We start from the raw sequence: 26138 nt of genomic DNA, 5'->3' as shown, positions 1-26138 counted from the left end.
AAGCTCGGTTTATCGGGGCGCGCGGCATGAGTGGTGGCGGGGAGGCCTGCCCACAGCCGCGGCAATGATGTCGGTTGAGGCCTCCTCTTAGAAGGCCATGGCAGACAGCGCAAGTGGCGAAGCCTGCGTTTGTTGCCTATATGGGAGCGACAAATTGCATGGCAAGGAGCCAGACGACACATGCGCGAAGACATCAGCGAAGGGCTCAAACTGGCGCTCAAGGCCCGGGATCAGCGGCGCACCGTGACCTTGCGGTCGATCAATTCGGCGATCAAGGACCGCGATATTGCCAATCGCGGTGACGGCAAGGGCCCGGCCACCAATGACGAAATTCTGGCGATGATTCAGAAAATGGTGAAGCAGCGCGAAGAGAGCTTTGCCATTTATGCGCAGGCCGGGCGAAGCGATCTGGCCACGGTGGAAAAGGAAGAGATCGACATTCTCAACGAGTTCCTGCCCAAGGGGCTGAGTGACGAGGAGGTTGCCGAGGCCATCACCGCGGCGATTGCGGCCACCGGCGCTGAAGGCCCCAAGGACATGGGCAAGGTGATCGCCCAGCTCAAGGCCGACTATCCGGGGCGAATCGATTTCGGCAAGGCCAGTGGACTGGTGCGGGCGGCGCTGAGCGCCTGACCCGGATCATGCGACCAAGCGGAACGGAGCGATGTGTACCTGGTTTCGGCCAGCCTGCTCGGCTTTGTCGTGGGCAGCGTCGGCGCGGCTAAGGACCGAGGAGAAGGGTTCCTCTTTTCCTGGTATGGCGATGCCGGCACTAGCGGTGGCGCGGATGGGCGTCCCCAAAGTGTCTGCGAAACGCTTGAGCAGTTCATCGCCATGGGCGTGTCCCATGTTGTCGTTGATCAGCTTGAACTGATCGAGGTCAAATATGACGATGGTGGAACTTGCCCCGGGTAATTTTGCATCAAATTCCTCGAACAATGCCCTGCGATTGAGCAGTCCGGTCAGGGCGGCAGAGTGATAGCAGCAATCGCCGTGAAGCCAACGACGCTGACAACAGATGTGGAGTCCTCGGCCCAATTGTTTGGAGCCGATACCAGGACGCAGTGCTGCTGCACGGTGTTGGTCAGCGAAAGCTTAACGCATTCTTGCTATTGCGCGGGAACGCCCTCCGGGAGCGGCGGGACGGTGCTGCTGCGGCGCTCCAGAAAGGCCGAGAAGGCAGCTATCAATACGGCGAAGGCGAGCGAGACGGCGCCGATCAGCGGCAGGGCCTGATAGCCCAGGCCCGCTTCGATCAGCGCCGCACCCAGGACGGCGCCAATAGCGATGCCGATGTTAAATCCGGCCGGAATGAGCGCTGAAGTCAGGTTCGGGCCGTCGGCGGCCCAGAGCAGCATGCGGGACTGCAGGGGCGATCCGAAGGCAAAGGTGGCGCCGCCCCACAGGATGACCGCGATGGACATTGGGACGGAATAGGGTGCGGCGAAGTAGAGGCTGACAAAGAGTGTCGTTTGGAGCGTGAGAATGGCGATCAGCGAGGGCATGAGGCGCCAGTCGGCGAGGCGCCCGCCGATGAAGACACCAACCGTTGCGCCAACGCCAAACAACAGCAGAATGATCGGAATGGCCTGGCTTCCCACGCCAGTGACCGTGAGCAGCAATGGGGCGATATAGGTGAAGAGACTGTATTGCCCAGTCATCACCAGGATGGCGATGAGAAAGCCCAGAAACACCTGCTGGCGCCCAAGGGCTGCAAATTCACGCCGGAAACTGCCCTGGGCCGCGCCCGAACCGGCCCTTGCGGGCAGCACGGCGGCAATGACCAGGGTTGCCGCAAGGCCGAGCAGGCCGACCGCCCAGAAGGTGGCGCGCCAGCCCAGCATCGTGCCGATCGCCGTACCGCCCGGCACGCCCAGAACGTTGGATACGGTGAGACCCGAGAGGATCAGCGCCATGGCAAAACCACGCCGGGCCGGCGGAACAATGCTGGTGGCCAGGACAAAGGCGATACCGAAATAGGCGCCGTGCAGCACCGAAACGAAGACGCGGGCGAGAAGCAGCAGCTCGAAATTGGGCGCGATGGCGCAGAGCGCCTGGCCGATCGTGAAGCCGAGCCCAAGCAGGATGACCAGCAGCTTGCGGTTCATCTTCTTGGACAGGACGGCCAGGGCCGGGCCACCAATGGCAATGCCGATGGCATAACCCGAAACCAGGTAACCGGCGACAGGAATGGACACGCCGAGCCCCAGGGCAACGTCGGGCAGGACACCGGCAATGACGAATTCGGCCGTGCCAAAAGCAAAGGCCGCCAGAAACAGGGCAAGCAGGGGCAGGGACATGGTCAGGGCCGCGAGGGGAGGAGGGTATGGCGCCACATTCCACGGACGAGGACCAGGTGCAATGCACAATTTGGCCTGACTGATTTAGAAAATCTATAGCAGGCAAAAGCTTGGGCGACTCTGCAAGTGCGGCTAAGCTGCCAGCGGTGAACGGGATGCGGCTTGCCGCAAGGAGGGTGAAATGCCTGTTTCGTCTGAGACCAGAAAACGGTTTGCACTGGCAACGGCATTGCGTGGCCTGCTGATGCTGGCGGCGGGGATCTATGCGGTGATCTGGCCGCTGGAGGCGCTTGCGGTGCTGCTGGTGTTCGGCGGCATCTTGCTGCTGATCGACGGCGCGCTGGGGCTTTGGAGCCTGACCTTCGGTGGCGGCAAGAGCGGCAATTACTGGTTCGACGTGGTGGCCAATGCTGCCTCGCTGGTGCTGGGCGTGGTGATCCTGATCAGCCCCTTGCTGGCCACCATCTTTACCGTGACCTTCATCTCCACCCTGGTGGGGCTTGCCGCGATTGTCGTCGGGGTGATGCAAATCGTGGTGATCGTACGGGAGCGCGAGAGCTATGCGCGGATCTGGCCGGTGGTGCTTTCGGGCGCATCCTATGTGCTGCTCGGTCTGGTCTTGCTGCTGTTCCCGCTGCTCAGCGCTTGGGTGGGGATGGTCATCGGCGGCATCCTGCTGATCATCTTTGCCATCGGCCTGTTTGGCTGGGCCTGGCGGTTGTACCAGGCGAGCAAGGCCTGATTGGTGTGTTGCCTCAACGGTACACGACGGGAATGTCCGCCACTGTCTCGTCCTGACGTAGCACTTCGCCGGTCTGGGGCAGGGTGATCTCGATCTGGCCGTCCGCGATCCAGCGCGGGGTAAGTTCGGTGGCCTCGACGACAGAGACAAAGCTGGCGGCATCGAAGGGCACTTCTTCACCGGGCGGGACAAGCGCGGCCTGGATATTGGGTGGTGTCTCGCCGCAAGCGCGAGAGAATGTTACCAGATCATATTCCCCATCTGGCGCGGTAAGGCGCTCGGCTTCGGTGACAACGCAGGCAGGTACCATGTCGTTGACCACCCATAGCGTCACGCCGATGGCCAGTGCCGGCCCTGCGGTGAGGGCAAGAAGAACGGCGACGGGCATCTTGGCTTTGGGCATGGCTGTGGAAAACTCTCTGCTGATGACTTGGGCGCTATGAGCGCCTAGATAACACACATGCGCTTTACCGATACGTTCCTGGACGAAATTCGCCAGCGCCTGCCGATTACGCAGGTGGTGGGCGAACATGTGCTGTGGGACAAGCGCAAAAGCCAGCCGGGCAAGGGCGATATGTGGGCCTGCTGCCCGTTTCACGCCGAGAAAAGTCCAAGCTTTCATGCCGATGACCGGCGCGGCATCTATCACTGCTTTGGCTGTGGCGCGACGGGCGACCATTTCCGCTTTCTGACCGAAAAGGCCGGAATGAGCTTCCCCGAGGCGGTGGAGAAGCTGGCGGGGATGGCCGGCGTGCAGATGCCGGCGCGGGACGAGCGCACCGAAAAGCGCGAAGCGGCGCAGCGCGGGCTGGCTGACGTCATGGAACTGGCGACGAAATATTTCGAGGCGGCGCTGTCGCACAATATCGGGGCGCGGGCGCGGGGCTATCTGTTCGAGCGCGGAGTGACGCCGGCGAGCCAGGCCCGGTTCAGGATCGGTTTTGCGCCGGATAGCCGCAACGGGCTCAAGGAGCATCTGGCGGCCAATGGCGTGTCGGGACAGGCGATGATCGATGCCGGGCTGGTGACCAGCCGCGACGATGATCCGCTGACCTATGACAGGTTTCGCAACCGGGTGATGTTCCCGATCACCGATTTCCGCGGCCGGGTGATCGCCTTTGGTGGACGGGCGATGAGCCCCGATGTGCCGGCGAAATATCTCAACTCGCCGGAGACGCAGCTCTTTTCCAAACGGCAGACGCTGTACAATGGTCAGTCCGCGCGCACGGCCGCACGCGATGGGGCCAGCGTGATTGTCGTAGAAGGCTATCTCGACGTGATCGCGGCGGTGGCCGCCGGCTTTGAGGGGACGGTGGCACCGCTGGGGACGGCGCTGACGGAGGAGCATATTCAACTGCTCTGGCGCATGAGCGATACGCCGATCCTGTGTTTTGACGGGGACAAGGCCGGCCTCAAGGCCGCCGAGCGTGCCGCGGACCTGATCCTGCCGCATCTCAAGCCGGGCAAGAGCGTCAAGATTGCCACCCTGCCGGAGGGGCAGGATCCGGACGACCTGATCAAGGCACAGGGGCGTGGTGCCTTTGCCGAAGTGATCGAAAAGGCGCGTAGCCTTTCGGACATGGTGTGGAGTTTCGAGACGGGCGGGCTGGTGCCCGAGGCGCCCGAAGAGCGTGCTGCGCTCCAGGCACGTTTGCGCGAGCGGGCCAATGGCATTCAGGATTCGACCGTGCGCTTCCACTATGCGCAGGCCTTTGACGAGAAGCTGAAGGCGTTCTTTGCGCCGCTGCGCCAGGGTGGCGGGCGCGAAAACTGGCGGGGCGGTGGCAAGCCGGCCTATGGGCAGAGCGGAGCCTATGGCTATCCGGGTCGCGGCACTCCGCGCCTGGTCGTTTCGGACACGCTGCGCAATTCACGCCTGCTCAGGACAGGAGCGGCAGCTGATGCCAGCCCGCGTGAGGCGACGATCATTCTGTCGCTGGTCAATCATCCGGCGCTGGTCGAAGACCAGTTCGAGGCGCTGGCGGCCCTCGATTGCGAGACGCCGGTGGCGCAGAAGGTGCTGGGTGACATCCTGGCGCTGGTGGTCCGGCATCACGATATCACTGCCGATGATCTGCGCGCGGCGCTGGGGGTGCGCGGACATGGTCCGGCGCTGCAGCGGATGACCGAATCACTGACGCGACAGGGTGTGTGGCAAGTCAGCGCAGAGACGGCCCTGGTGGACGCCGAGACCGGATTAAGTCACGCGCTGGCCTTGCATAACAAGAAAGTTCAGCTAAATAGGGAGTTGAAGGCAGCCGAAGCCGCGCTGGGCGAAGACCCGAGCGAAGAAACCTTTGAAAGGCTGCGGGACATCAAGAACCAGATTACCACTGTCGATGGCACAGAGGCATTGATCGAAGGATTTGGTTCGCTATCGGGACGCGCAACTCGCAGTTTTTGAGGGGAGACCCGAGAGACTGGCGACGCTGCGCGATTTTGCGTTGTGGCGAATCACTGCCACAATCCCCGAAAGCGAGCCATGTCACACGAGCGTGTTAACGCTCCGGTGATGGAACCTTTACCTTGTCTTGAGTTGTCACCACCTAAGACACAGCCGGGACCACTCGCCCGTGGGTCCCGAGGAGTACCAGATGGCCACCAAGGCAGCGAACAAAGCCTCGAAGGAAACCGAAAAGCCGGAAAGCGGCGCCCCGGAATCCTCCAACGATTCTCCCTTGATCGATCAGAATGATGCAGCCGTCAAAAAGCTGATCAAGGTCGCCAAGAAGCGTGGCTATGTCACCTATGAGGAACTGAACGCGGTCCTGCCTTCGGACGAGGTCAGTTCCGAGCAGATTGAAGACTTCATGTCGATGTTCTCCGAAATGGGCATCAACGTGGTCGACGAGGACGAGGTCGAAGAGACGGAAGTCGAGAAGGACGAGGAAGACAGCGGCACCGAAGTCGCTACCTCGACCGGCACGGCCGTCGCCAACACGTCCAATGCGAAGTCCGGCTCTGACCGCACTGACGACCCTGTGCGCATGTATTTGCGCGAAATGGGCTCGGTGGAACTGCTCAGCCGCGAGGGCGAAATCGCCATCGCCAAGCGCATCGAGGCTGGCCGCGAGACCATGATCGAGGGGCTTTGCGAAAGCCCGCTGACTTTCCAGGCCATTATCATCTGGCGCGAACAGCTCGGTCAGGGCGAGATCCTGCTGCGCGACATCATCGACCTGGAAGCCACCTATGCCGGACCCGACGCCAAGCAGGCGGCGCCCGAGGTGCATGTTGCGCCAAAGCCGGAACCTGAGCCGGTCAAGGAAAAGCCGAAGACCGCGCCCAAGCGCGCGTCCGGCAGCGATGACGATTATGTGCCTGAGGAGCCTGAGGCCCCGCAGGACCCGCAGGACGACGACGACGACGAATTCGACAACGCCCTGTCGCTCTCGGCCATGGAAGCCGAGCTCAAGCCGCAGGTCGTGGAGACGTTCGATCGCATCGCCGATGCCTATGGGCAGATGCGCGAAATGCAGGATCGCCATGCCGAAGACCGCACCGCGACGATTTCGGATGCCGAAAACAGCCGGCTTAGCGCCCTGCGCGCCAAGGTGATTGCCGATGTGAAGTCGCTCTCGCTCAACAATGGCCGTATCGAAAGCCTGGTCGAGCAGCTCTACGACATCAACAAGCGGCTGGTGCGGCTTGAAGGCCGCCTGCTGCGCCTGGCCGAAAGCTATGGCGTCAAGCGCGAGTCCTTCCTCGAGAACTATTATGGCCGCGAGCTGGACCCGAGCTGGGAATGGTCGCTGGAGACTTTCGAAGGCAAGGGCTGGGCGGAATTTGCTCGCCGTGAGACCGACACCATTGCCGATATCCGCAACGACATCGCCACGCTGGCCACCGAAGCCGGGCTCGATATTGGTGAATATCGCCGCATCGTGCATAAGGTGCAGAAGGGCGAGCGCGAAGCCGCCATCGCCAAGAAGGAAATGGTGGAGGCCAACCTTCGCCTGGTGATCTCGATTGCCAAGAAGTACACGAACCGCGGCCTGCAGTTCCTGGACCTGATCCAGGAGGGCAATATCGGCCTGATGAAGGCCGTGGACAAGTTCGAGTACCGCCGCGGCTACAAGTTCTCGACCTATGCCACCTGGTGGATCCGTCAGGCGATTACACGCTCAATTGCCGATCAGGCGCGCACCATCCGTATCCCGGTGCACATGATCGAGACGATCAACAAGATCGTCCGGACAAGCCGCCAGATGCTGCATGAAATCGGCCGTGAGCCGACGCCGGAAGAGCTCAGCGAAAAGCTGCAGATGCCTCTGGACAAGGTGCGCAAGGTCCTCAAGATTGCCAAGGAGCCGATCTCGCTCGAAACCCCGATTGGTGATGAGGAAGACTCGAACCTGGGCGATTTCATCCAGGATGCCAATGCTGTGCAGCCGATCGATGCGGCGATCCAGTCGAACCTGCGCGAAACCACGACCCGCGTGCTGGCCTCGCTGACGCCGCGTGAAGAGCGGGTGCTGCGCATGCGCTTTGGTATCGGCATGAACACCGACCACACGCTCGAAGAGGTGGGCCAGCAGTTTTCGGTGACGCGCGAACGTATTCGCCAGATCGAGGCCAAGGCGCTGCGCAAGCTCAAGCACCCGAGCCGCTCGCGCAAACTGCGGAGCTTCCTAGACAATTAGGAGAGTAGCTGATGGCTGCTCCCCAGCTCAAACTCACCTCACTGCGCACCGCCATTCCCTTCAAGCTGGTGGTGACGTTTTCGGACGGTACCTGGGGCACGTTCAATGCGGCCTCGATGCTTGCCGAGCGCGGCGAAGGCACCGAGGCGTTGCGGGACCGGCGCTATTTCGCCCAGGTCGACCTAGTGAATGGCAAGCCGATCTGGCCGAACTATTTTGACATCTCGCCGCTTTGGTTGCAGGAGGAGATGGACAAGCGCGGTGAGTTGCAAAGACCCCGGCCAGCGCGCAGAACAGGACAGATAGGAGGCCCGTAATGTCGTTCTTCAAAAAGCTCTTCGGCGGTGGCGCCGCCCCGGAACCGGAAGGCGACAAGGTCTTGGGCGAAGAGGGCTACAAGGGCTATCAGATCAAGGCCATCGAGATGAAAGCGGGCAGCGAATTGCAGCTGGCGGGCTTGATCGAAAAGCAGGTGGGGGATGAACTCAAGACCTATCGCTTTATTCGTGCCGACAAGATGAGTTCGCGTGAGGATCTGGTGGCGTTGGCGCTGAGCAAGGGACGCCAGATCATCGACGAGCAGGGCGACCAGATTTACCGCTAAGACGCGCAAGTACAAATTGACCGACGACCGCGAGCCACACCGGCTCGCGGTTTCTGTTTTGAAAGGAAGCCAGAATGGCCAGGAAGCCGACCGCCCGTACAGAATTCGTAATGTTCGATATTGTTTATGAGGACGGCTCGCAGCGGTCCAACCGCAAGGTCGATGCAAGCCTACTCGGTGGCCTGGACGGCGACGAGCCGGCGCGTGCCGCGATCATGGAACAGGACAGGGTCATCTCGGAAAAGTCCGGTATGCCCCCGCTGGAGATCAAGTCGATCAAGCGCAGCGGCAAATAGTCAGACGGCCGGGCCCGGACGCGTACGGCGCGCAGCTTGCCGCTACTGCCGCCGCCACAGAAAAAGCGCTCCGCCCCGACGGATTCCAGCCCTATACACCCGTACCCTCGGGCATTTCGACCAGCTCAATGACATTGCCGGAATCTGGATCGATGTGGCGGAGATCGCTGCGCGCGTCCTGCCACGCGCCATGCTGGAGTTCGCCATCGACCCAGGTCACCCCGGTGACGAAGCGGTTGGATTCGATGCTGCGCAGGATGTCGCCGGTTTCGGGGTCGGTCTGGGCCAGGACTCGCTGCATCCCTAAGACGTCAGTATCGACAACTGGAACTGACCGGCACCGTATATTGGGGCTACGCAAACTTTGTCCGCGCAGCCCGGCATTTCAGATGTTGCTAGTATTGGGCGTATAGGCCCAGGGCGATGGCGGAGTGGCGGCAGGCAGAGGGGCCTTCTCATCGGCCTGGCGGTGAATTTCGGCCACCAGGGCCGGGTCAAGCTTGAGCTTGATGGCCAAAGCCTCAAGATAGGCCTGCTCTGCCGCCGTGTCGGCGCTGATGGCGACGAGCGAGGCAGCGTAGATTTCGGCGGCGTGTTCGGGGGTATCGGCGCGGGCGACAACGGCATTGATGTCGAGCGGGGTTGAAAGCTCATCAAAGACCCAAGCCTTTTCCTCGGCGGATAGCGGCATGGTCTTGAGCTTTTCGAAGATTGCTTCCTTCTCCGCAGCGTCGATGCGGCCATCGGCCTTGGCGGCGGCAATCATGGCGCGCACCAGGGTCTTGCCCAGTTCTTCCTGCGCTGCCGTGTCGGTCGGGGCGGGGATGAAGGCGTCTTCGCGCGGAGGCTGAGTGCCTGCGGGTGCCGACTGGCCCTGCTGATGGTTCTGCCAGGCCTTGTAGGCGAGACCGCCGACGGCGGCGATGGCGCCGACTTTTACCGCATTGCCCAAAAGCTTTCCGGGCTTGCCACCGGACAGGAGCATGCCTGCAGCAAGACCAGCCGCGCCGGTCATGGCGGTGCGTTGGGTGTTCTGGTCGGTCTGCAAGGACTTAAGGATCTGGTCGATATTGAACATGGATGCTCCCTTATTGGCGTCGTGCTCTAAATGGGGACGTGGTGCGCTTGCTGCAAGCTTTCTTGCCGGGATGTAATGCGCACAAAGAAAGACCCCGGTGGGGGTGCCGGGGTCTCTTGCGGTCCTGGAGGGAGGGGCCAGGCCCGGTTCAGGTGTTACTGGGTGGGCTCGGCCGGCGGGGCGACTTCAGCGTCCGTGGGCGGAGCCGTTTCGACCGGCGCGGCGGGCTCGGCAGCCGGAGCGGTCTCAGTCATTGGGGCCGTTTCCGCGGCGGGGGCCTCGGTCATCGGGGCCGGAGCGATGGCCGGGTCGGTCATCGGGGCCTCGGTGGCCGGGACGCCGTTCACATCAACGGTTGTCGCAGGACCAGAATTGGCCGAGAAGACGAGATAGCCAATGGCCAGCAGGGCCAGGGCAACGATGATACCGACGAACCAGCCGGTACCATTGCTCTCGCGGGTGTAGACGGTACGGTTGCCGTCACGGGTGTAAACAGTATCGCGTTCGGGGGTAGCCATCATATGCTCCTATGTTTCAACGCTGGCTAATAAACGCGGCCCTGAATGGAGAGTTCCCGGGATTGTGAAGAGGGTGTTCTTTGCCGGAATTTGGCAAATTACCCCTTTTGATTCAATGCGTTGCTGATCTTCTTGGGCATGTTTCCGCCGTGACTCATTGTGGCTTTTTCAAGAATTCGTCATTGCCAGAGGGGCCACGAGAAAGGCCGGGCGCTGGGCCCGGCCTTTCAGTGTAGTCTGTGGCGCTACGATCAGCGTGCAGCGACGGTGATCAGCGGCGTGATGCGGCGGATGGTGACGCGACGGTTTTCACGTTCGGCCGCCTCGGTGCGGATCTTCAGATAGCGTTCGCCATAGCCCTGGGTCGCCAGGTTTTCGGGCGGTACGCCATAGAAGTCGGTCAGCACGCGGGCGACGGTGGCAGCGCGCAGGTCCGACAGGCGCAGGTTTGCGATATCCGAACCAATGGCGTCAGTGTGCCCCTCAATTAGGAAAGTCTCGTTCGGATTGCGCTCAAGCAGGGACAGCATGGCATTGGCCACACCGGACAATGCCTGCACCTGGCTCCGCTCGATCGTGGCAGCGCCGGTATCGAAGGTCAAATTACCCACTTCGAGACGACGGACGCTGTCACGCAGGCGGGCCGAACGCTTCACCTCATCGATGGAATAGAGGCGGGCGACCTGCTCGACTGGCGGCTGGCTGAAGAAGACTTCCAGTTCTTCCTCGTCAGCATAGCGGGAGTCGAGCACATATTCGCGGACCGGAATGTTGAGGCGAAGCGGGGGCAGGTTCTCTGCCGGATCGCGCCAGCGTTCGAGATCGTCGTAATAGCTGTCATCGAAATAGGCCAAGACATATTCGCGGCCATCCGGGGTTATGCGCGAGCGACGCAGGATGTCGCCATTGCGATTGCGCACGGTGATGATCTGCGTGCCGTCGGGACGGGTGATCACTTCGCGTACGCGATTATTGCTCAGGCGTTCATAATAGATCTCGTCTTCCTGCGGATCGTAGAAGCGATCCGTGTCGAGGCCGACCGAGTTCACGATGAGCTGTGTGCCAACCTGCAGGATCAACTGAGCAAAAGCGTCGCCGCCACCGGTCTGGACCTGGGGGGATTCCACCACGGTCACCGGCGTCTGCTGCGAGCCGGTAGTGACGGTGTTGTTGTCGCCAGTCACATTGGTCGTGATGTTGGTGACGTAGTTGTTGATCACGGTCTGGTTGACGGTGGCGTTCTCTTGGGCCGTCACAGCTTCGCCTTCGTCCGCGGTCACTGCGGCGATAGGTTTGGCGGCAAACGTGCGCATTGCTTCGGACTGGGCTTCCTCGTCACTGGCCGGAGGCGGCGCAGCGGGTTGCTCGGCGGCGGGTTTCGGCTGTGCTTGGGCCTCTGCGTTGGCGCCGGCCTGGACGGCGGCTTCGCCCTCAACAGGCTTGGCTCTTTCCGAGGGTGCGGCTTGTTCGTCCTTGGCGCTGTCAAGCACCGGAGCGACCTGATCCTGGGTCACGCCCTCAGGCAGGTCCTCGACCATTTCGGCAGGCTCGCCCTCGGATGTGGTGTCTTCCACAGGTTCGGGTTGTTCGTCGGCCGGGGTGGCAGGCTGCTCTTCGGTGGAGGCGGCTTTTGGAAGCGGGGAGAGCTCCAGGCCGAATTCGGCGAGGCAAGCGTCGATATCGCCATAGCCCAGCACGCCGCAGATCGCGGTGATCTCGGCCAGGGCTGCGTCAATGCGGGCCTGTGCTTCGGCGGCGTCAGCGCCGGCCGCCAGATCGGCGACGGCAGCATTGTGGGCGTCGACCTGAGCGCTCAACTGCGCTTCGATGCTGGCTTCTTCTTCAGCAGGGGCAGCCTCATCAAGGACAGGGGTTTCTTCTGCCGGTGCTTCTTCCATCATGGGTTCTTCAGACACCGGCTCTTCCCGCACCGGGGCGGGTTCGGCGGCCGGTTCCTCGGTGACAGGCTGTTCAGCCACGGGTTCTTCGGCGGCCGGTTCCTCAGCTGCGGGCTGTTCGGCAGGCGGCTGCTCGGGCGCGGGCTCCTCGGCAACGGGCTCCTCTACCGGCGCAGGCTCCGCGGCGACGGGTTCTTCAGCAGGGGCTTCTTCTTCAACCGAGGGTGCTTCCGCAGCCGGTTGCGCGCTGCCTGCTTCAATGGCGGCGATGCATTCTTCCAGGCTTGCGTAGCCGCCAACGATGCACAGCTCGGTCAGGGCGGTCTGTGCTGCTTCCAGGGCGGCAGCGTCGCCGGAGGCCTGGGCTTCGACATAGGCCTGATAGGCCGTCTGCAATTCGGCGTCCTGGGCTTGGGCCGAGATGGGCGCAAAGGCCAAGAGGCCGATGCTGGTTCCGGCAAGGAGCCAGTTCTTGAGGCGCATTGTTCTTATCCTTTTGTGTTTAAAACACTTCCTGTCGAGCATCGTGGGGCGTACCTGAACGCTGTATGAACAGAACTGATTGACCACAGATGTGTCCGACAGGCCCCGCAATGGCCAGAACGCGGGGCTGTGCCATGGGTTCCGCCGTGGACGTTATCGCCAGAGGGACAGGTGCATTGCGGCTTCAATGCGGCAAGACGGGCGCTCTGCTGGACGGATCGAGCCGGTGCCGGCCTTCCGGACCGCAAGCCCCCGTGCTAGGCCAACAGGATGCATCAGGCCATCGATAACCACATTGTCGAGACGCGGGGGCAGGGGCTCTTTGAGGTAACCCGCACCCTGCGAAGTTTCGTCGCCAGTACCCGGATCGAGACCGGGCTGGTCACCGCTTATGTGCGGCACACCTCCTGTTCGCTGCTGATCCAGGAAAATGCCGATGCTGATGTGCAGACCGACATGATGGGGTTTTTCGGGCGGCTGGTGCCCGAGGGCATGGACTGGCTGGTGCACACCACTGAAGGGCCAGACGACATGCCCGCCCATATCAAGGCCGCACTGACCCAGACCTCGATCGGCATTCCGATCAGCGGGGGGCGAGCGGTGCTGGGGACCTGGCAGGGGCTTTATCTTTTTGAACACCGGCGGCGCCCGCATCGGCGCGAACTGGTGTTTCATATCATCGGGGAATGAATATGGATTGGGGCGTTCTGGCCGGTTACTGGCCCTTCGTCGTGGGGCTGATGGTGACGGGGGTGGTCTCGGGGATCGCCGCGGGACTGCTTGGCATTGGCGGCGGCGCGGTGATTGTCCCGGCGCTGAGCAATGCCCTGTTGCTGATGGGTTATGACGCCGAGGTGGTGCAGCATGTGGCCGTTGGCACTTCCCTCGCCATCATCATTCCGACCGGGATCATGAGCGCGCGGGCGCACCACAGGCGCGGGGCGCTTGATATCGACGTGCTCAAGCTCTGGGCACCGTTCATCGTTGTCGGCACCTTTGTCGGCGGGCTGATGGCGGGGCTCTATTCGGGTGATGTGCTGCGCATCGTGTTTGCCGTCATGGCCTTCGTGATCGCGGCCAATATCATTTTCGCCTTCCAGACAAAGTTGATGGGACATCTCAAGGGTTCGAACATCACGCATCGCATTTCCGCGCTGGTGGTGGGCTATGTGTCGTCCCTGATGGGCATTGGCGGCGGCTCGTTGACCGTGCCGACGCTGGTAGCCTTCGGGGAAACCATGCACAAGGCGGTTGGTACGTCGGCGGCGATTGGCGTGGCGATTGCCGTTTCGGGCACTGCCGGATTTCTGATTTCGGGCTGGGGTGTGGACGGACTGCCGCCGCTCAGCATCGGCTACATCAACCTGCTGGCGCTGGCACTGGTGGGCGTGCTTGCGGCGATCTGTGCGCCCTGGGGCGCGGCGCTGGCGCACCGGCTGGACCAGAAGACGCTGAAATATGTTTTCGCCCTGTTCCTGGTCGCGGTGGGGCTGAACATGTTGTGGAAGGTAGTGGTGGGGTAGTGAAACCATTCGAGTAGCCACTCGACCGTGGGTCTCGTGGCCTTCTTACCTAAAATCGCTCCACCGGAGCGATTTTGCGGCATGGCCGCCCGGTTTGGGGTTGGTGGGGACGGAGTGACTACGGTGGAACCGTCCCCACCGCCCAAGCCCCCTCAATGAGGGGATCCGGGAACTCAAGGGCAGGCCGGAGACCCGGACCCGCTCATGAAAGAAGACAACGCGCGTTTGGCCGTTCGGGTTTGGCCAAAACATGGCAGTGCTGCCAGTTGTGCACCGATTACTCGGCGCTGTTGTTCAAATCCCACGTCACATTGACGGTGATCGCAAAACTCATTTCGCCTGCTTCCACTGGAACGGACGCGCCGTCTGCCATCTCGGCGCGGGCATACATGGGGTAGGGCTGGGGCGCATTGAAGTCCTGCCGCTCGGAAATCTGCTCCAAATCGCCCAGCGTCGCTTCTGCTGCGTCGGCATAGAGCTCTGCCTTGTCGCGTGCGTTGGCGAAGGCCAGTTTGCGGGCTTCATCGAGCAGTTCGGACGGATCGGCCACCGAGAAGCTGACACCGTTGACGGTGTTAGCGCCCACGGTTACGGAACTATCGAGAATGCTGCCCAGATCTTCGAGATCGCGCACTACCACGGTGACCGAATTCGACACCTGATAGCCGTTGATCTTGGGTGGCAGGGAATAGCCCAACTCGTCGCGGGCGTCGGAATAGACATAATTCGGATTGACCGAGAAGCCGGAGGTCTGAATATCCCGCGCCTCGATGCCGGCCTTCTTGAGCGCCGCAATCAGATCGCTCATCGCAGCCGAATTGGCGTCGAGTGCCTCGCGGGCAGTGCTGCCCTGGGTGGTGACGCCGGAATTGATGGTGGCCATGTCAGGTGCGGCTCGCACTTCGCCGCGTCCCTCAATGGCGATAGTGCCAGCATAGGCGGGCAAGGCAGTTGCGATCAGGGCGAAAGGCATGAGGACGCTCAGGGCACGCATGGAAAACTCCTTGAATCAATGCTGGGCCGAGATGTCCCGACCCAATGCGTCAGTATTGCGGCGCAGATGAACCGGAGTTGAACGGAAAACCCGCCATTGCCTTGTAATTAAGTATGACTTATGCCGTTCTGCACTTGCCCCGCGGCGATCCCATGGGCTAGTCACATGGCTAACATGTCAGGGGGCGTGAATGAGCGTGAACGGTATTCCCAATGGTGTTCTGGTCGGCCGGGCCAGAGTTGACGGGTTCGACTATCCCCGCATCGTGACGGTGCGTGATGGGCAATTGGTAGACATTACCGCGCGTGGCATGGCCACTGTGCGCGATATTGCCGAAAGCGGGCGGGCCGCCGAACATGTGAAAACCGCTCCCGGTCGCGCGGTAGCCGACATTGATGCGGTGATGGCCAATGCGCTGGTCGGCAAGCCGGACCTGCCGCAACTGCTCACACCTATTGACCTGCAGGCGCTCAAGGCCTCGGGCGTGACCTTCGTGGTGTCGCTGCTTGAGCGCGTGATCGAGGAACAGGCGCGGGGCGACAATTCGCGGGCCGATGCGCTGCGGACCGAAATCCTCGATCTGATCGGCACTGACCTCAGCCAGCTCGTGCCCGGCTCGGATGCGGCCATGAAGGTCAAGGCGGCGCTGATCGAAAAGGGCGTCTGGAGCCAGTATCTGGAAGTTGGCATCGGTCCGGACGCGGAAATCTTCACCAAGGGCCAGCCGATGAGTGCGGTGGGCCATGGTGCCGAAGTCGGGCTGCATCCGATTTCGAACTGGAACAATCCTGAGCCTGAAGTGGCCCTGGTGGTGACCAGCACGGGCGACATCATCGGTGCGACGCTGGGCAATGACGTCAATCTACGCGATGTGGAGGGCCGCTCGGCGCTGCTGCTTGGCAAGGCCAAGGACAATAATGCGTCAGCTTCGCTGGGGCCGTTTGTCCGCCTGTTCGATGGCGATTTTTCGCTCGAGACCATCAAGCAGGCGGAAATTGCGCTGCGGGTCGAGGGTACGGATGGCTTCGTGCTCGAAGGCCAGTCCAACATGGCGCAGATTTCGCGCACGCCGGAATCGCTGGTCGCCGCGACCGTCGGCGCGCATCATCAATATCCCGACGGACTGGTGCTGTATCTCGGCACGATGTTCGCCCCGGTCAAGGATCGCGACGGCGAGGGCAAGGGCTTTACCCACAAGTTGGGTGACGTCGTCTCCATTTCGACACCGAGCCTGGGTACGCTGACCAATCGGGTCAACCTGTCCACCAAATGTCCGCCCTGGACCTATGGCACCAGCCATTTGCTGCGCGACCTTGCGCAGGCCAACCTTCTCTAATTTCACGCTTCCTCTTCCCGAGCGTATCAACCGAAAGGCCTTTCCATGACCGAACTGCACAAGAACCTGATTGACGGCGAATGGGTCGGCACCGATGGCGTCGAGAACATCAATCCGTCCAATCTCAAGGAAGTTGTGGGCGTTTACGCGCGCGCGACGGTCGAGGACACGCAGCAGGCCATTGCGGCGGCCAAGGCTGCGTTTCCGGCCTGGTCGCGTTCGGGCATCCTCGAGCGCCATGCGATCCTGCGCAAGGCTGCTGATGAGATCACGGCGCGCAAGCAGGAGCTGGGCGAGCTTCTGAGCCGCGAAGAGGGCAAGACCCTGCCCGAGGGTATTGGCGAGGTGACCCGCGCCGCTCAGATCTTCGACTTCTTCGCTGGTGAAGTGCTGCGCCTGGCTGGTGAGGTACTGCCCTCGGTGCGGCCGGGCGTGGGTGTGGAAATTACCCGCGAGCCGCTTGGGGTGATCGGCATCATCACGCCGTGGAACTTCCCCATCGCCATTCCGGCCTGGAAGATCGCGCCGGCCCTGGCCTATGGCAACACGGTGGTGGTCAAGCCGGCCGATCTGGTGCCTGGCTCGACCTGGGCGATCGTCGATATCCTCGTCCGCGCCGGCCTGCCCAAGGGGGTACTGAACCTGGTGATGGGCAAGGGCTCGGTGGTCGGCCAGACCATGCTGGACAGCAAGGATGTTGCCGCCATCAGCTTCACCGGCTCGGTGGGCACCGGCAAGCGCGTTGCTGCGGCGTCGATCGAACATGGCCGCAAGTTCCAGCTCGAAATGGGCGGCAAGAACCCCACCATCGTGCTCGACGATGCCGACCTCAGGGTGGCTGTGGAGACAGTGGCGCAGTCGGCCTTCTTCTCCACCGGCCAGCGCTGCACGGCCTCGAGCCGGGTGATCGTCACCGAGGGCATTCACGACAAGTTCGTCGAAGCCCTGAGCGAGCGGACCAAGAATTTGCGCGTGGGCGATGCGTTGGCAAAGGACACCGAAATCGGCCCGGTGGTTGATCCGAGCCAGCTCAAGCAGGACATGGATTATATCGAGATTGGCCGGGGCGAAGGCGCCGAACTGCGCGCTGGCGGCAATCGCGTCAATGCGGAGACCGAAGGCCACTTCCTGCAGCCGGCGCTGTTTGTCGGGGCGACCAACCAGATGCGCATTGCCCGCGAGGAAATCTTCGGGCCTGTCGCTGCGGTCATCAAGGTCAAGGATTATGAGGAAGCGCTGGCCACGGCCAATGACACCGAGTTCGGTCTCAGCGCGGGCATCGTGACCACCTCGCTGAAATACGCCACGCACTTCAAGCGCAATGCCGAGGCCGGCATGGTGATGGTCAATGTGCCGACCGCGGGTGTGGACTTCCACGTGCCCTTTGGCGGCCGCAAGGGCTCGAGCTACGGCCCGCGCGAGCAGGGCAAATATGCCGCCGAGTTCTTCACCGTGGTCAAGACGGCGTACACCGCGGCAGGCTGATTGCCGCGGACACAGGAAACCAGAACGGGGCCCTCGCGGCCCCGTTTTTTGTTTCGTCGCTGTGTCTGGTTTCAGGCGTTGGCCGCGAACCGCTCGTCGAAGGCGTAGCCGGCGCCGCGGACGGTGCGGATGGGGTCGGCCTCGCGGCCGCGATTGATGGCGCGGCGGAGCCGCCCGATATGGACGTCGACCGTGCGTTCGTCGACATAGACGTCATTGCCCCACACCCCATCGAGAAGCTGTTCGCGCGAATAGACGCGGCCTGGATGGCGCATGAGATATTCGAGCAGGCGGTACTCTGTGGGGCCAAGATGAACGTCGCGGCTGGCGCGGCGCACGCGATGAGTAGTGCGATCGAGTTCGAGATCGCCGACTTTCAGGGCCGTGGTGACCAGATTGGGATTGGCGCGGCGCAGCAGAGCGTGAATGCGCGCCACCAGTTCGGGCACCGAGAAGGGTTTGACGACGTAATCATCGGCGCCGGTCGAGAGCCCGCGAACGCGTTCCTCTTCTTCGCCGCGCGCAGTCAACATGATGATCGGAATGCGCGAAGTCTCGTCGCGGGCACGGAGACGCCGGCAAAGTTCGATGCCGGAGATCTCGGGCAGCATCCAGTCGAGCAGGATCAGGTCAGGCAGCTTTTCAGCCAGGGCGTGCTGCGCCTCATCGCCACTTTCGGCAGTGACCACGCGGAAGCCTTCGGCCTCCAGATTGTAACGCAGCAGGATGGCGATATCGCCTTCGTCTTCGACAACAAGTATCGTCGCGGGCATGGACGTGCTCCATCGGTCGGCACCCGTGGAAGGGGCCGGGCATTGTGTTCGGATATGGTGGTTGTCCCACCTTCCCGCCATTCGACCACAGGTCTCATGGCCTAGTTGGCTTGAAAGGCTCCCGTGGAGCCTCTCATTTGCAGCGCAGACCGCCTGCTATGCCTTTATCTGTTGGCGCTGCAGGTCCTGGACGTCGCTGGTGAGCTGCTTGCCGGTGGCGAGATAATAAGCCCGCTCGGCGATATTGGTGGCGTGATCGCCGACGCGTTCCAAGCTCTTGGCACAGAACAGCAGATGGGTGCAGGCGGTGATGTTGCGCGGATCTTCGAGCATATAGGTGAGCAGTTCGCGGAACAGCGAGGTGTACATGGCGTCTACCTCGTCATCGCGATTGCAGACCTCAATGGAAGCGGCTTCCTCGCGATTGCCGTAAGCGTCGAGCGCATCCTTTACCTGGCGCAGGACCAGCGCCGTCATGTTCTTGACGCCATTGTAGAAGGTTGGCTGCAGGTTGAGGCCTTCGAGCTTCAGCGAGCGGCGCGCCAGCTGCTTGGCCATGTCGCCAATGCGCTCAAGGTCGGAAGCCACGTGGATCGCGGTGACGATGGCGCGCAGATCGCTGGCCATGGGCTGGCGGCGGGCAATCATCGAGACGGCCATCTCGTCAATGTCGCGCTGCATGTCGTCGATGCTCTGGTCGGCGATGATGGTCAGGTCGGCCAGCTCACGGTCAAGCTTGAGCAGCGCGCGGGTGCCATTCTCGATGGCCACTTCGACCTGGCCGCCCATTTCGGCGATGGCCTGGGCGAGTGCTAGCAGCTCTTCATTGTAAGACGTTACGATGTGGTCGGTGCCGGTATTGGGCATGATGTTTCCTCTTCCCGCGGCCTTTAGCCAATACGGCCCATGATGTAGTCTTGGGTCTGCTTGTTCACCGGATTGGTGAAAATATCCTCGGTGTCGCCATGCTCGATCAGGTTGCCCAGGTGAAAGAAGGCGGTCTTCTGGCTGACGCGGGCAGCCTGCTGCATCGAGTGGGTGACGATCACGATGGTGTAGTTTTCGCGCAGTTCGTCGATCAGTTCTTCGATGATGGCGGTGGCGATCGGGTCGAGGGCCGAGCAGGGCTCGTCCATCAGGATGACTTCTGGGCCAACGGCAATGGCGCGGGCAATGCAGAGGCGCTGCTGCTGGCCGCCGGACAGACCGGTACCAGGCTCGGCGAGGCGATCCTTGACCTCTTCGAACAGGCCCGCCTTGCGCAGCGAGGAAATGACGATCTCGTCGAGATCGGCCTTGGACTTGGCCAGGCCGTGAATGCGCGGGCCATAGGCCACGTTGTCATAGATCGACTTGGGGAAGGGGTTCGGCTTCTGGAACACCATGCCGACGCGGGCGCGCAGCTCGACCACATCGAGGTCTGCCGAATATATATCCTCTCCGTCCAGTTCGATCTTGCCGCCGACCTTGGCGCCTTCAATGGTGTCGTTCATGCGGTTGATGCAGCGCAGGAATGTAGACTTGCCGCAGCCCGAGGGCCCGATGAAGGCGGTCACAGCGCGATCGGGAATATCGATGGAGATACCATGGAGCGCCTGCTTTTCACCGTAATGGACGGTGACGTCGCGTGCAGAGAGGCGGATGGGATGATCCATCAATTCAGCGGGGTTCATGGTCTGATCCAGAGTCTTTGAGGTTACTTTAACCTTGCCGGCGAGAACGTCCATTTTGGTGTCTCCTTAAGCGCGCTTTTCGAGGCGCGAGCGCAGGAAGATGGCGATGGCATTGAGCAGCAGCATCAAACCGAGCAGAACGATGATGGCTGCAGAGGTCCTCGCCTCGAAGAAGTTGCGGTTTTCGTTACCCTGCCAGAGATAGATCTGCACTGGAAGGGCGGTGGCGGAGTCCAGCGGACCGGCCGGAATATTGGCAATGAAGGCGCTCATGCCGATCAGTAGCAGCGGCGCGGTTTCACCCAGAGCCTGCGCCACGCCGATGATCGTCGCCGTCAGCACGCCCGGATAGGTCATGGGTAAAACGTGGTGGAATACGGTCTGGTTGTGCGAGGCACCAAGGCCGAGGGCGGCCTGTCGCAGCGATGGCGGTACGGCTCGCAACGCGGCGCGGGTAGCGATGATGATTGTTGGCAGCGTCATCAGGGTCAGCACCAGGCCACCAACCAGGGGCGCCGAGCGCGGCAGACCGAAATAGTTGATGAAGACGGCGGCACCGAGCAGGCCGAAGACGATGGAGGGCACGGCCGCCAGATTGTTGATGTTGACCTCGATCAGGTCGGTCAGGCGGTTCTTGGGCGCGAATTCCTCAAGATAGACCGCACTTGCCACGCCAATTGGCACGGCCAGCACGATCACCACGATCATCATGTAGAGCGACCCCATGAAGGCGCCCGCCAAACCCGCTGTCGCGGGTGCCGAACGGCTGTCGACATTGGTGAAGATGTGCCAGGCAAAATCGAAACTGATGGTGCCATTCTCTTCAAACTGGTCGGCCAGGGCTCGGGTCGTAGCGGCAAGCTGCTGACGCTCATCGGGCTGGCTGCGATCGATGGTGCCCTTGAGCCAGTTGTCGGTATTCGCCGAGGCAAGAATAGAGACGGGGACGGTCTGGCCCAGCACCTCCGGATCGGCAAAATAGATGTCGCGCAACTGGAAGCGGCCGGCGGAGGTCACAAGCTCGAGCAGATCGCGACTCTCGATCTCAAAGTCCGGCGCAGCCTCACGCAGACCGGTCTCAACGATCTTGTTCCAATTGGACATGGTCACAGCGCGCTGCCAGGTGTTCACGGCCTGCTGGTGGTCAGCAGGCGAAGCGAAATCGGCGCGCTCTGGACGCGGGCCACCTTGGATCAGTTCGGGGTCGAAATAGGCTTCGAAATGAACAGTGGACTGCCAGAACGAGGGCAGGCCCTTGGACAGGATCATGCCGAACAAAATAGCGACGAAACCGAGTGCGGCGGCAATGGAAAGGATGCCGGCCCAGCGGAACAGCGTTTCGTTGCGATGGCGACGGGTCAGGCTCTTGCGAACCCGTTCGCGATTTTGCGCGCCGGCCGCGGCGCCAGGGAGCACGGTATCAGTCATGGCTATTCGTATTGCTCCCTGAATTTGCGGACGATGTAGAGCGCCAGGACGTTGAGCAGCAATGTCATGGCAAAAAGCGTGAGGCCGAGGGCGAAGGCGACCAGCGATTGCGGGCTGGTGAAGTCGGCATCGCCCGTAAGCTGATTGACGATGCTGACGGTAACCGTCGAGGTCGGTTCCGCCGGATTGGCGCGCAACACCGGGCTGTTGCCCGCAGCCAGCACCACAATCATGGTTTCCCCGATGGCGCGGCTGACTGCGAGCAGCACAGCGCCGACCACGCCGGGCAGGGCGGCGGGCAGCAGCACCTTGCGGATGGTTTCGGACTGGGTGGCACCAAGGCCCAGCGATCCGTCGCGCATGGTGCGCGGCACCTGGCCCAGAATGTCGTCGCTGAGCGAGGAGATGAAGGGGATGATCATTATCCCCATCACCACGCCGGCCGTGAGCGCGCTGGTGGCTCGAATGTTGATGCCGATGACGTCACCCAGTCCCGAAAGGAACGGGCCGACGGTGACCAGAGCAAAAAAGCCGTAGACGATGGTGGGAATGCCGGCAAGAATTTCGATGATCGGCTTGACCACGCTGCGCACGCGCGCGTGGGCGTACTGAGACAGGTAAATTGCCGACATCAGGCCAATGGGAACAGCGACCAGCATGGCGATGATACTGATCATCACCGTCCCCCAGAGCAGCGGCAGCAGCCCATATTCGCCGGCCGACCCCGAACCGGTACTCTGGAAGCGCGGGTTCCAGGTGGTGCCGAAAAAGAAATCGAGCGGGCTGATGAAGCTGAAGAAGCGCAGTGCGTCGGAGAGAAGGGAGAGCACGATGCCCAGGGTGGTCAAAATGGCCACGGTGGAACAGGCGATGAGCGCCAGGCGGACGAAAATTTCCACTTCGGTACGGGCGCGGAGGCGGGGCGCAATACGGCGCTGCGCCCAGAACAAACCGACCGCGCCAAGGGCAGCGGCGGCGGCGATGACGCCAAGGAAAGAGAGTTGCTGGAAGGAAGCATAGGCGCTGGCGGCGGCGGTCTCCATCGGCGTCGGCTCGCCGATGACGCCATAGCCCGAAGCGATGGCCTGTACCCGAGAAACGGCGGCCTGGACTTCGAAAGGCTGCTGCTGTGCGACTTCTGCCGGGAGTTGCGCCAGAATGAAGCTGTTGGTCACCGACTGGCTGAACAGAGCCCACAGACCCAGAATGACAATGGCGGGCAGCAGAGCGAAGAGCGCGGCCAGTGCGCCATGATAGATCGGGCGAGAGTGAAGGCGCGTGTCCTTGCCATCGGCCAATTTGCGGCTGCGCGACCAGCCCACCTGATAGGAGACCGTGAGTAGCACCAGAAGAAGGGCTGCAATAACGAGGGCGTTCACGACAAAGCGATCCTTCCTGGTGTGCCGGGCCAATGGGCCTGGCGCGTATCTCGAATGCTTGGGGAGAACCCCGGCGGGGCCGGGATCCTCCTGGGAAAAGTAGAACCGCTTAGCGGGTGTACTGTTCAGCGTTGTTAAAGGCTTCGAGCTGGCCAGCGAGGAATTCGCTGGAAGCCGGAACCAGACCGGCAGCTTCCAGAGTGCCACCGGCACCGGCCATCTGCTCGGACAGGAAGAAGGCGACGTAATCTTCGATGCCCGGGATAACGCCAACATGGGCGCCCTTGACGTAGAACTGGAGCGGACGCGAGACCGGATAGTCACCGGCCGCGATGGTGTCCAGGCTCGGCTCAACGCCGGAAACCGTGGCAACCTTGAGGGTGTCGCGGTTCTGGTCGTAGAAGCTCAGACCGAACACGCCGACGGCTTCGGGGTTCGACTGCAGACGGGCCAGGGTTTCGGTGTAGTCGCCGGCGATTTCCACAACGACATCCTGACGTGGGGTCAGGCAAGCTGCTTCCATGGCGTCTTCATCCATTTCCGGGAGTTCGGCAGCTTCACAACCAGCTTCGAGGACGCGCTGGTCGAAGACTTCGCGGGTACCATGATTGGTGCCGGGAATGGCTACGAAGATGCCCTGGTCGGGCAGCGATGCGTCGATCTCGGACCAGTTGGTGTAGGGATTGTCGACCAGTTCGCCGTCAACCGGAACCTGAGCAGCGATAGCCTTGTAGAGGTGGACGGGCTCGAGAGCGAAGTCGCCCTGGTTGATGCCGGTGGCGAAGACGATGCCGTCATAGCCGAACACGATTTCGCGCACATCGGTCACGCCATTGGCATGGCAGCTTTCCAGCTCGCTGGCGCTCATCTTGGAGGACGAATTGGCGATGTCCAGAGTGGCCTCGCCGACGCCTTCGCAAAGCTGGCGCTTGCCGCCGCCCGAACCGCCGCCGGCAACGTTGGGTGCATTGTAGTCGGGGAAGGCATTGGCAAATTCTTCGGCAACGATCGAAGCGAAGGGCAGCACGGTCGAGGAACCGGCGATCTGAATGGTGTTGCGCGACTGGGCGTAGGCAGCATTGGTGCCGAATGCTGCAAGAGCGATAACGGCGGCACTGGCGTAGAGTGCGGTCTTCATGGAATGTCCCTTCCGGAATTCATTTGCAAACATGGCCAGCCATTCGTTGGGCCGCCCTGTGACGCGGCAGACCATAGGAGGGCGCAGCGACAGTTTTATTGCAGTTCAATGACTGGTTTGTGACAGTTTAATCTGTTGAAATTGAGAGCTAAAATCGGCTGGGAGCAAAAAGTGCCAGACTCTTGCCGATCCATGTAGACACGGCGTCAATGGCCGTTAACCAGGCCTTTTCCGGGCCTCTGACTGTCAAACTAGCGGCGCTGTGTGACAGTTTCCGGACATTGTCGCGGGCTTTGCAAATCCTTAGCGCAGCAGTGGACGGACCTCGGCCTGCACCTTGCGCATCAGCGGCAGGAAATGTGCGATCATGCGCGAAGTGGGCGCCCGGGCGACGTGGGCACCGATATTGATGGCAGCCACCACCTGACCAACGGCATTGTGCAGCGGAACGGCTATCGAGCACAGGCCCAGTTCGAGTTCCTGGTCGATGACGGCGAATCCCTGCGCGGCGATGACGGCCAGTTCGGTGGTTATGGTGGCCTTATCGGCCTTGGTGCGGGCGGTATAGGCGACGATATCGGAGCGTTCGAGAATCGCCTGGGCCTCTTCGGGCGGCAACGCGGCCAACAGGGTCCGACCCATGGAGGTGCAATAGGCGGGCAGGCGCGCACCGGCGCCCAGATTGATCGACATGACCCGGCGGGTGGAGGCGCGGGCGACATAAAGAATGTCGGTGCCTTCCAGCACGGCCGCCGAGGTGCTCTCGCCGGTGGCGCGGGAGAGCTCTTCGAGGAAGGGCTGGATCAGCCGGGGCAGGGGCGTGGCGGCGAGATAGGAATGGCCCAGATTGAGCACGCGCGGCGTCAACTGGAAAAATTTGCCGTCATAGGTGGCATAGCCCAGGTGGACCAAAGTAAGCAGGCAGCGTCGTGCGGTGGCGCGTTCAAGGCCGGTGCGCTCGGCCACATCGGTGATCGACATGCGCGCATGGTCTTCGTCGAAGCACTCGATCACCGAGAGCCCGCGCATCAGGCCATGAATGATATCCCCGTTTCGCATGGGCGCTGTCCGTCATCTGTTCGGCTTGCGCACAAGCTAGCCGGGCATTGGCGCTGGGGGAAGCGGCTATGGGTTTGCGTGCATAGGCTGTGCAAACAGAGTTTGACAGCGGCCGCGACCCTGATATGACGCGGACAGGGGCCTATAGCTCAATGGTTAGAGCCGACCGCTCATAACGTCCGGCTCGAAGAGCGGTGACGCTAAAATTACTACTGCTAAGTCAATGACTTGGCGGATTTTGGGAGCAAGCATGGAATTCACGTCCCATGTTATGTCCCATGAAACGACGATTTTCGGCCTCTTGCGTCGTCCTCCTGGATGTCGCAAAAGGCCACGGCGGGCGCGTAGCTCAATGGTTAGTAGCTGGTTCCTCATAAGAACTTGGTTGGGGGTTCGAGTCCCTCCGCGCCCACCATACGCCTTCTTCCCTGTCGGATAAAATTAAGACCGAGTCGATTTCGAGCAATTGAGAGTCGATCCGGCATTTTATCCGACACACGCCGGACTGCCAGTTGCAGGGCTGATGCATGGTAGGGCAGTTCTAGCGCCTTTGCCAGTGCAGGCGATATCTACCTGTCCCCACGGAAAATTTGAGCTTGCAGACTCTGCACGGATCCGCAACTGTGAACTCACAGAAAATGTGAGCTCGCTTCTGCGGGCGTGTGGGGTGTTGATTGTCGCCAGGAACTGACCCGGGATTGTCATCGAGAACTGACCCGGTTGGACGATAGTTTCCCGCGACGCGGGAACGGTCAAGTGGCGGGTTTTTCCTTCCGTGTTTTGGGTGC

General features: G+C 61.8%; 25 protein-coding genes, 1 tRNA gene and 1 pseudogene. 12 read left to right on the top strand and 15 right to left on the bottom strand.

The features are described 5' to 3' along the window. Positions 1 to 180 precede the first annotated feature (180 nt). On the top strand, positions 181 to 633 hold the full coding sequence (locus GO014_RS18165) for a GatB/YqeY domain-containing protein (RefSeq protein ID WP_157291713.1): 453 nt from the start codon (positions 181 to 183) through the stop codon (positions 631 to 633). 6 nt (positions 634 to 639) lie between these two features. On the opposite strand, the gene GO014_RS19680 is transcribed toward GO014_RS18165, so the two are convergent. Both GO014_RS19680 and GO014_RS18155 read right to left on the bottom strand, forming a co-directional pair. Then, the gene (locus tag GO014_RS19680) at positions 640 to 939 is read right to left on the bottom strand and encodes a GGDEF domain-containing protein (RefSeq protein ID WP_157291712.1); all 300 of its coding nucleotides are present in this window, start codon (positions 937 to 939) and stop codon (positions 640 to 642) included. A 170-nt stretch (positions 940 to 1109) separates the two neighbouring features. Further along, the gene (locus GO014_RS18155) at positions 1110 to 2300 is read right to left on the bottom strand and encodes an MFS transporter (RefSeq protein WP_157291711.1); all 1191 of its coding nucleotides are present in this window, start codon (positions 2298 to 2300) and stop codon (positions 1110 to 1112) included. A gap of 181 nt (positions 2301 to 2481) precedes the next feature. On the opposite strand from GO014_RS18155, the gene GO014_RS18150 reads away from it, so the two are divergent. Beyond that, a complete protein-coding gene (locus GO014_RS18150) occupies positions 2482 to 3042 on the top strand; it encodes an HdeD family acid-resistance protein (RefSeq protein ID WP_116589079.1) in 561 nt (186 codons plus the stop codon). 13 nt (positions 3043 to 3055) lie between these two features. Here the strand turns inward: GO014_RS18150 and GO014_RS18145 are convergent, their stop codons facing one another. After that, on the bottom strand, positions 3056 to 3445 hold the full coding sequence (locus GO014_RS18145; RefSeq protein ID WP_116589080.1) for a hypothetical protein: 390 nt from the start codon (positions 3443 to 3445) through the stop codon (positions 3056 to 3058). Positions 3446 to 3502: 57 nt separating this feature from the next. Between GO014_RS18145 and dnaG the strand changes: the two genes are divergently transcribed. The 5 genes from dnaG (at position 3503) to GO014_RS18120 (ending at position 8585) form a co-directional block, all read left to right on the top strand. Continuing rightward, positions 3503 to 5446, top strand: coding sequence for a DNA primase (dnaG, locus tag GO014_RS18140; RefSeq protein WP_116589081.1), 1944 nt, complete (start codon positions 3503 to 3505; stop codon positions 5444 to 5446). A 190-nt stretch (positions 5447 to 5636) separates the two neighbouring features. Continuing rightward, complete coding sequence (gene rpoD, locus GO014_RS18135; protein ID WP_116589191.1) at positions 5637 to 7685, top strand: RNA polymerase sigma factor RpoD; 2049 nt, start codon at positions 5637 to 5639, stop codon at positions 7683 to 7685. Positions 7686 to 7696: 11 nt separating this feature from the next. After that, positions 7697 to 8002, top strand: coding sequence for a DUF2442 domain-containing protein (locus tag GO014_RS18130; protein WP_157291710.1), 306 nt, complete (start codon positions 7697 to 7699; stop codon positions 8000 to 8002). Beyond that, positions 8002 to 8289, top strand: coding sequence for an HlyU family transcriptional regulator (locus tag GO014_RS18125; protein ID WP_157291709.1), 288 nt, complete (start codon positions 8002 to 8004; stop codon positions 8287 to 8289). The genes GO014_RS18130 and GO014_RS18125 overlap by 1 nt, the downstream gene beginning before the upstream one ends. Before the next feature lie 74 nt (positions 8290 to 8363). Continuing rightward, the gene (locus GO014_RS18120; protein WP_104893731.1) at positions 8364 to 8585 is read left to right on the top strand and encodes a hypothetical protein; all 222 of its coding nucleotides are present in this window, start codon (positions 8364 to 8366) and stop codon (positions 8583 to 8585) included. Between the two features lie 20 nt (positions 8586 to 8605). Here GO014_RS18120 and GO014_RS18115 read toward each other — a convergent pair. From GO014_RS18115 to GO014_RS18100, 4 genes and pseudogenes are all read right to left on the bottom strand, one after another. After that, positions 8606 to 8880: pseudogene (locus tag GO014_RS18115) on the bottom strand (glutamine cyclotransferase); the annotation flags it as partial. A 90-nt stretch (positions 8881 to 8970) separates the two neighbouring features. Continuing rightward, entirely contained in the window at positions 8971 to 9663 is a 693-nt protein-coding gene (locus tag GO014_RS18110) for a tellurite resistance TerB family protein (RefSeq protein WP_157291708.1), read from the bottom strand. Between the two features lie 155 nt (positions 9664 to 9818). Further along, complete coding sequence (locus GO014_RS18105; protein WP_157291707.1) at positions 9819 to 10181, bottom strand: hypothetical protein; 363 nt, start codon at positions 10179 to 10181, stop codon at positions 9819 to 9821. 251 nt (positions 10182 to 10432) lie between these two features. Continuing rightward, the gene (locus GO014_RS18100) at positions 10433 to 12562 is read right to left on the bottom strand and encodes an OmpA family protein (RefSeq protein WP_157291706.1); all 2130 of its coding nucleotides are present in this window, start codon (positions 12560 to 12562) and stop codon (positions 10433 to 10435) included. 270 nt (positions 12563 to 12832) lie between these two features. On the opposite strand from GO014_RS18100, the gene GO014_RS18095 reads away from it, so the two are divergent. Further along, on the top strand, positions 12833 to 13252 hold the full coding sequence (locus GO014_RS18095; RefSeq protein ID WP_157291705.1) for a secondary thiamine-phosphate synthase enzyme YjbQ: 420 nt from the start codon (positions 12833 to 12835) through the stop codon (positions 13250 to 13252). Between the two features lie 2 nt (positions 13253 to 13254). Further along, entirely contained in the window at positions 13255 to 14085 is an 831-nt protein-coding gene (locus GO014_RS18090; RefSeq protein WP_157291704.1) for a sulfite exporter TauE/SafE family protein, read from the top strand. Positions 14086 to 14362: 277 nt separating this feature from the next. Here GO014_RS18090 and GO014_RS18085 read toward each other — a convergent pair whose 3' ends face one another. Beyond that, on the bottom strand, positions 14363 to 15079 hold the full coding sequence (locus GO014_RS18085; protein WP_116589091.1) for an SIMPL domain-containing protein: 717 nt from the start codon (positions 15077 to 15079) through the stop codon (positions 14363 to 14365). A 190-nt stretch (positions 15080 to 15269) separates the two neighbouring features. Here GO014_RS18085 and GO014_RS18080 point away from each other — a divergent pair, with 190 nt between their 5' ends. Then, positions 15270 to 16415 (top strand): fumarylacetoacetate hydrolase family protein, encoded by a 1146-nt coding sequence (locus GO014_RS18080; protein ID WP_157291703.1) that lies wholly within the window; start codon positions 15270 to 15272, stop codon positions 16413 to 16415. 45 nt (positions 16416 to 16460) lie between these two features. After that, positions 16461 to 17900, top strand: coding sequence for an aldehyde dehydrogenase family protein (locus GO014_RS18075; protein WP_157291702.1), 1440 nt, complete (start codon positions 16461 to 16463; stop codon positions 17898 to 17900). A 71-nt stretch (positions 17901 to 17971) separates the two neighbouring features. On the opposite strand, the gene phoB is transcribed toward GO014_RS18075, so the two are convergent. From phoB to GO014_RS18040, 7 genes are all read right to left on the bottom strand, one after another. Further along, positions 17972 to 18673 carry a phosphate regulon transcriptional regulator PhoB gene (gene phoB / locus GO014_RS18070; protein ID WP_116589094.1) on the bottom strand — a complete coding sequence of 234 codons (702 nt, stop codon included), beginning with the start codon at positions 18671 to 18673 and terminating at the stop codon, positions 17972 to 17974. A gap of 156 nt (positions 18674 to 18829) precedes the next feature. Then, positions 18830 to 19540 (bottom strand): phosphate signaling complex protein PhoU, encoded by a 711-nt coding sequence (gene phoU / locus GO014_RS18065; protein WP_116589095.1) that lies wholly within the window; start codon positions 19538 to 19540, stop codon positions 18830 to 18832. A gap of 23 nt (positions 19541 to 19563) precedes the next feature. Next, positions 19564 to 20346 carry a phosphate ABC transporter ATP-binding protein PstB gene (gene pstB / locus GO014_RS18060; RefSeq protein ID WP_246204726.1) on the bottom strand — a complete coding sequence of 261 codons (783 nt, stop codon included), beginning with the start codon at positions 20344 to 20346 and terminating at the stop codon, positions 19564 to 19566. Between the two features lie 66 nt (positions 20347 to 20412). Then, the gene (pstA, locus tag GO014_RS18055; RefSeq protein ID WP_116589097.1) at positions 20413 to 21774 is read right to left on the bottom strand and encodes a phosphate ABC transporter permease PstA; all 1362 of its coding nucleotides are present in this window, start codon (positions 21772 to 21774) and stop codon (positions 20413 to 20415) included. A 2-nt stretch (positions 21775 to 21776) separates the two neighbouring features. Continuing rightward, complete coding sequence (pstC, locus tag GO014_RS18050) at positions 21777 to 23153, bottom strand: phosphate ABC transporter permease subunit PstC (RefSeq protein ID WP_343031010.1); 1377 nt, start codon at positions 23151 to 23153, stop codon at positions 21777 to 21779. A 109-nt stretch (positions 23154 to 23262) separates the two neighbouring features. Next, positions 23263 to 24291 carry a PstS family phosphate ABC transporter substrate-binding protein gene (locus GO014_RS18045; protein WP_157291700.1) on the bottom strand — a complete coding sequence of 343 codons (1029 nt, stop codon included), beginning with the start codon at positions 24289 to 24291 and terminating at the stop codon, positions 23263 to 23265. 303 nt (positions 24292 to 24594) lie between these two features. Further along, the gene (locus tag GO014_RS18040; protein ID WP_116589098.1) at positions 24595 to 25350 is read right to left on the bottom strand and encodes an IclR family transcriptional regulator; all 756 of its coding nucleotides are present in this window, start codon (positions 25348 to 25350) and stop codon (positions 24595 to 24597) included. Between the two features lie 338 nt (positions 25351 to 25688). On the opposite strand from GO014_RS18040, the gene GO014_RS18035 reads away from it, so the two are divergent. Further along, positions 25689 to 25765 (top strand) — tRNA-Ile (locus GO014_RS18035). The last annotated feature ends 373 nt before the right edge of the window (positions 25766 to 26138 follow it).

The organism is Devosia marina (genome assembly GCF_009758415.1).
GTDB classification, from domain to species: Bacteria; Pseudomonadota; Alphaproteobacteria; order Rhizobiales; family Devosiaceae; genus Devosia; species Devosia marina.
Note: the sequence above shows the minus strand (reverse complement) of the source record. Positions and strands in the feature narration are given on the sequence as shown.

What these genes read in the sequence shown, in the direction of transcription:
- GO014_RS18165 (WP_157291713.1), top strand. Translation starts at nt 181, where the DNA reads ATGCGCGAAGACATCAGCGAAGGGCTCAAACTGGCGCTCAAGGCCCGG.
- GO014_RS18155 (WP_157291711.1), bottom strand. Translation starts at nt 2,300, where the DNA reads ATGTCCCTGCCCCTGCTTGCCCTGTTTCTGGCGGCCTTTGCTTTTGGC.
- GO014_RS18150 (WP_116589079.1), top strand. Translation starts at nt 2,482, where the DNA reads ATGCCTGTTTCGTCTGAGACCAGAAAACGGTTTGCACTGGCAACGGCA.
- GO014_RS18145 (WP_116589080.1), bottom strand. Translation starts at nt 3,445, where the DNA reads ATGCCCAAAGCCAAGATGCCCGTCGCCGTTCTTCTTGCCCTCACCGCA.
- dnaG (WP_116589081.1), top strand. Translation starts at nt 3,503, where the DNA reads ATGCGCTTTACCGATACGTTCCTGGACGAAATTCGCCAGCGCCTGCCG.
- rpoD (WP_116589191.1), top strand. Translation starts at nt 5,637, where the DNA reads ATGGCCACCAAGGCAGCGAACAAAGCCTCGAAGGAAACCGAAAAGCCG.
- GO014_RS18130 (WP_157291710.1), top strand. Translation starts at nt 7,697, where the DNA reads ATGGCTGCTCCCCAGCTCAAACTCACCTCACTGCGCACCGCCATTCCC.
- GO014_RS18125 (WP_157291709.1), top strand. Translation starts at nt 8,002, where the DNA reads ATGTCGTTCTTCAAAAAGCTCTTCGGCGGTGGCGCCGCCCCGGAACCG.
- GO014_RS18120 (WP_104893731.1), top strand. Translation starts at nt 8,364, where the DNA reads ATGGCCAGGAAGCCGACCGCCCGTACAGAATTCGTAATGTTCGATATT.
- GO014_RS18110 (WP_157291708.1), bottom strand. Translation starts at nt 9,663, where the DNA reads ATGTTCAATATCGACCAGATCCTTAAGTCCTTGCAGACCGACCAGAAC.
- GO014_RS18105 (WP_157291707.1), bottom strand. Translation starts at nt 10,181, where the DNA reads ATGGCTACCCCCGAACGCGATACTGTTTACACCCGTGACGGCAACCGT.
- GO014_RS18100 (WP_157291706.1), bottom strand. Translation starts at nt 12,562, where the DNA reads ATGCGCCTCAAGAACTGGCTCCTTGCCGGAACCAGCATCGGCCTCTTG.
- GO014_RS18095 (WP_157291705.1), top strand. Translation starts at nt 12,833, where the DNA reads ATGCATCAGGCCATCGATAACCACATTGTCGAGACGCGGGGGCAGGGG.
- GO014_RS18090 (WP_157291704.1), top strand. Translation starts at nt 13,255, where the DNA reads ATGGATTGGGGCGTTCTGGCCGGTTACTGGCCCTTCGTCGTGGGGCTG.
- GO014_RS18085 (WP_116589091.1), bottom strand. Translation starts at nt 15,079, where the DNA reads ATGCGTGCCCTGAGCGTCCTCATGCCTTTCGCCCTGATCGCAACTGCC.
- GO014_RS18080 (WP_157291703.1), top strand. Translation starts at nt 15,270, where the DNA reads ATGAGCGTGAACGGTATTCCCAATGGTGTTCTGGTCGGCCGGGCCAGA.
- GO014_RS18075 (WP_157291702.1), top strand. Translation starts at nt 16,461, where the DNA reads ATGACCGAACTGCACAAGAACCTGATTGACGGCGAATGGGTCGGCACC.
- phoB (WP_116589094.1), bottom strand. Translation starts at nt 18,673, where the DNA reads ATGCCCGCGACGATACTTGTTGTCGAAGACGAAGGCGATATCGCCATC.
- phoU (WP_116589095.1), bottom strand. Translation starts at nt 19,540, where the DNA reads ATGCCCAATACCGGCACCGACCACATCGTAACGTCTTACAATGAAGAG.
- pstB (WP_246204726.1), bottom strand. Translation starts at nt 20,346, where the DNA reads ATGAACCCCGCTGAATTGATGGATCATCCCATCCGCCTCTCTGCACGC.
- pstA (WP_116589097.1), bottom strand. Translation starts at nt 21,774, where the DNA reads ATGACTGATACCGTGCTCCCTGGCGCCGCGGCCGGCGCGCAAAATCGC.
- GO014_RS18045 (WP_157291700.1), bottom strand. Translation starts at nt 24,291, where the DNA reads ATGAAGACCGCACTCTACGCCAGTGCCGCCGTTATCGCTCTTGCAGCA.
- GO014_RS18040 (WP_116589098.1), bottom strand. Translation starts at nt 25,350, where the DNA reads ATGCGAAACGGGGATATCATTCATGGCCTGATGCGCGGGCTCTCGGTG.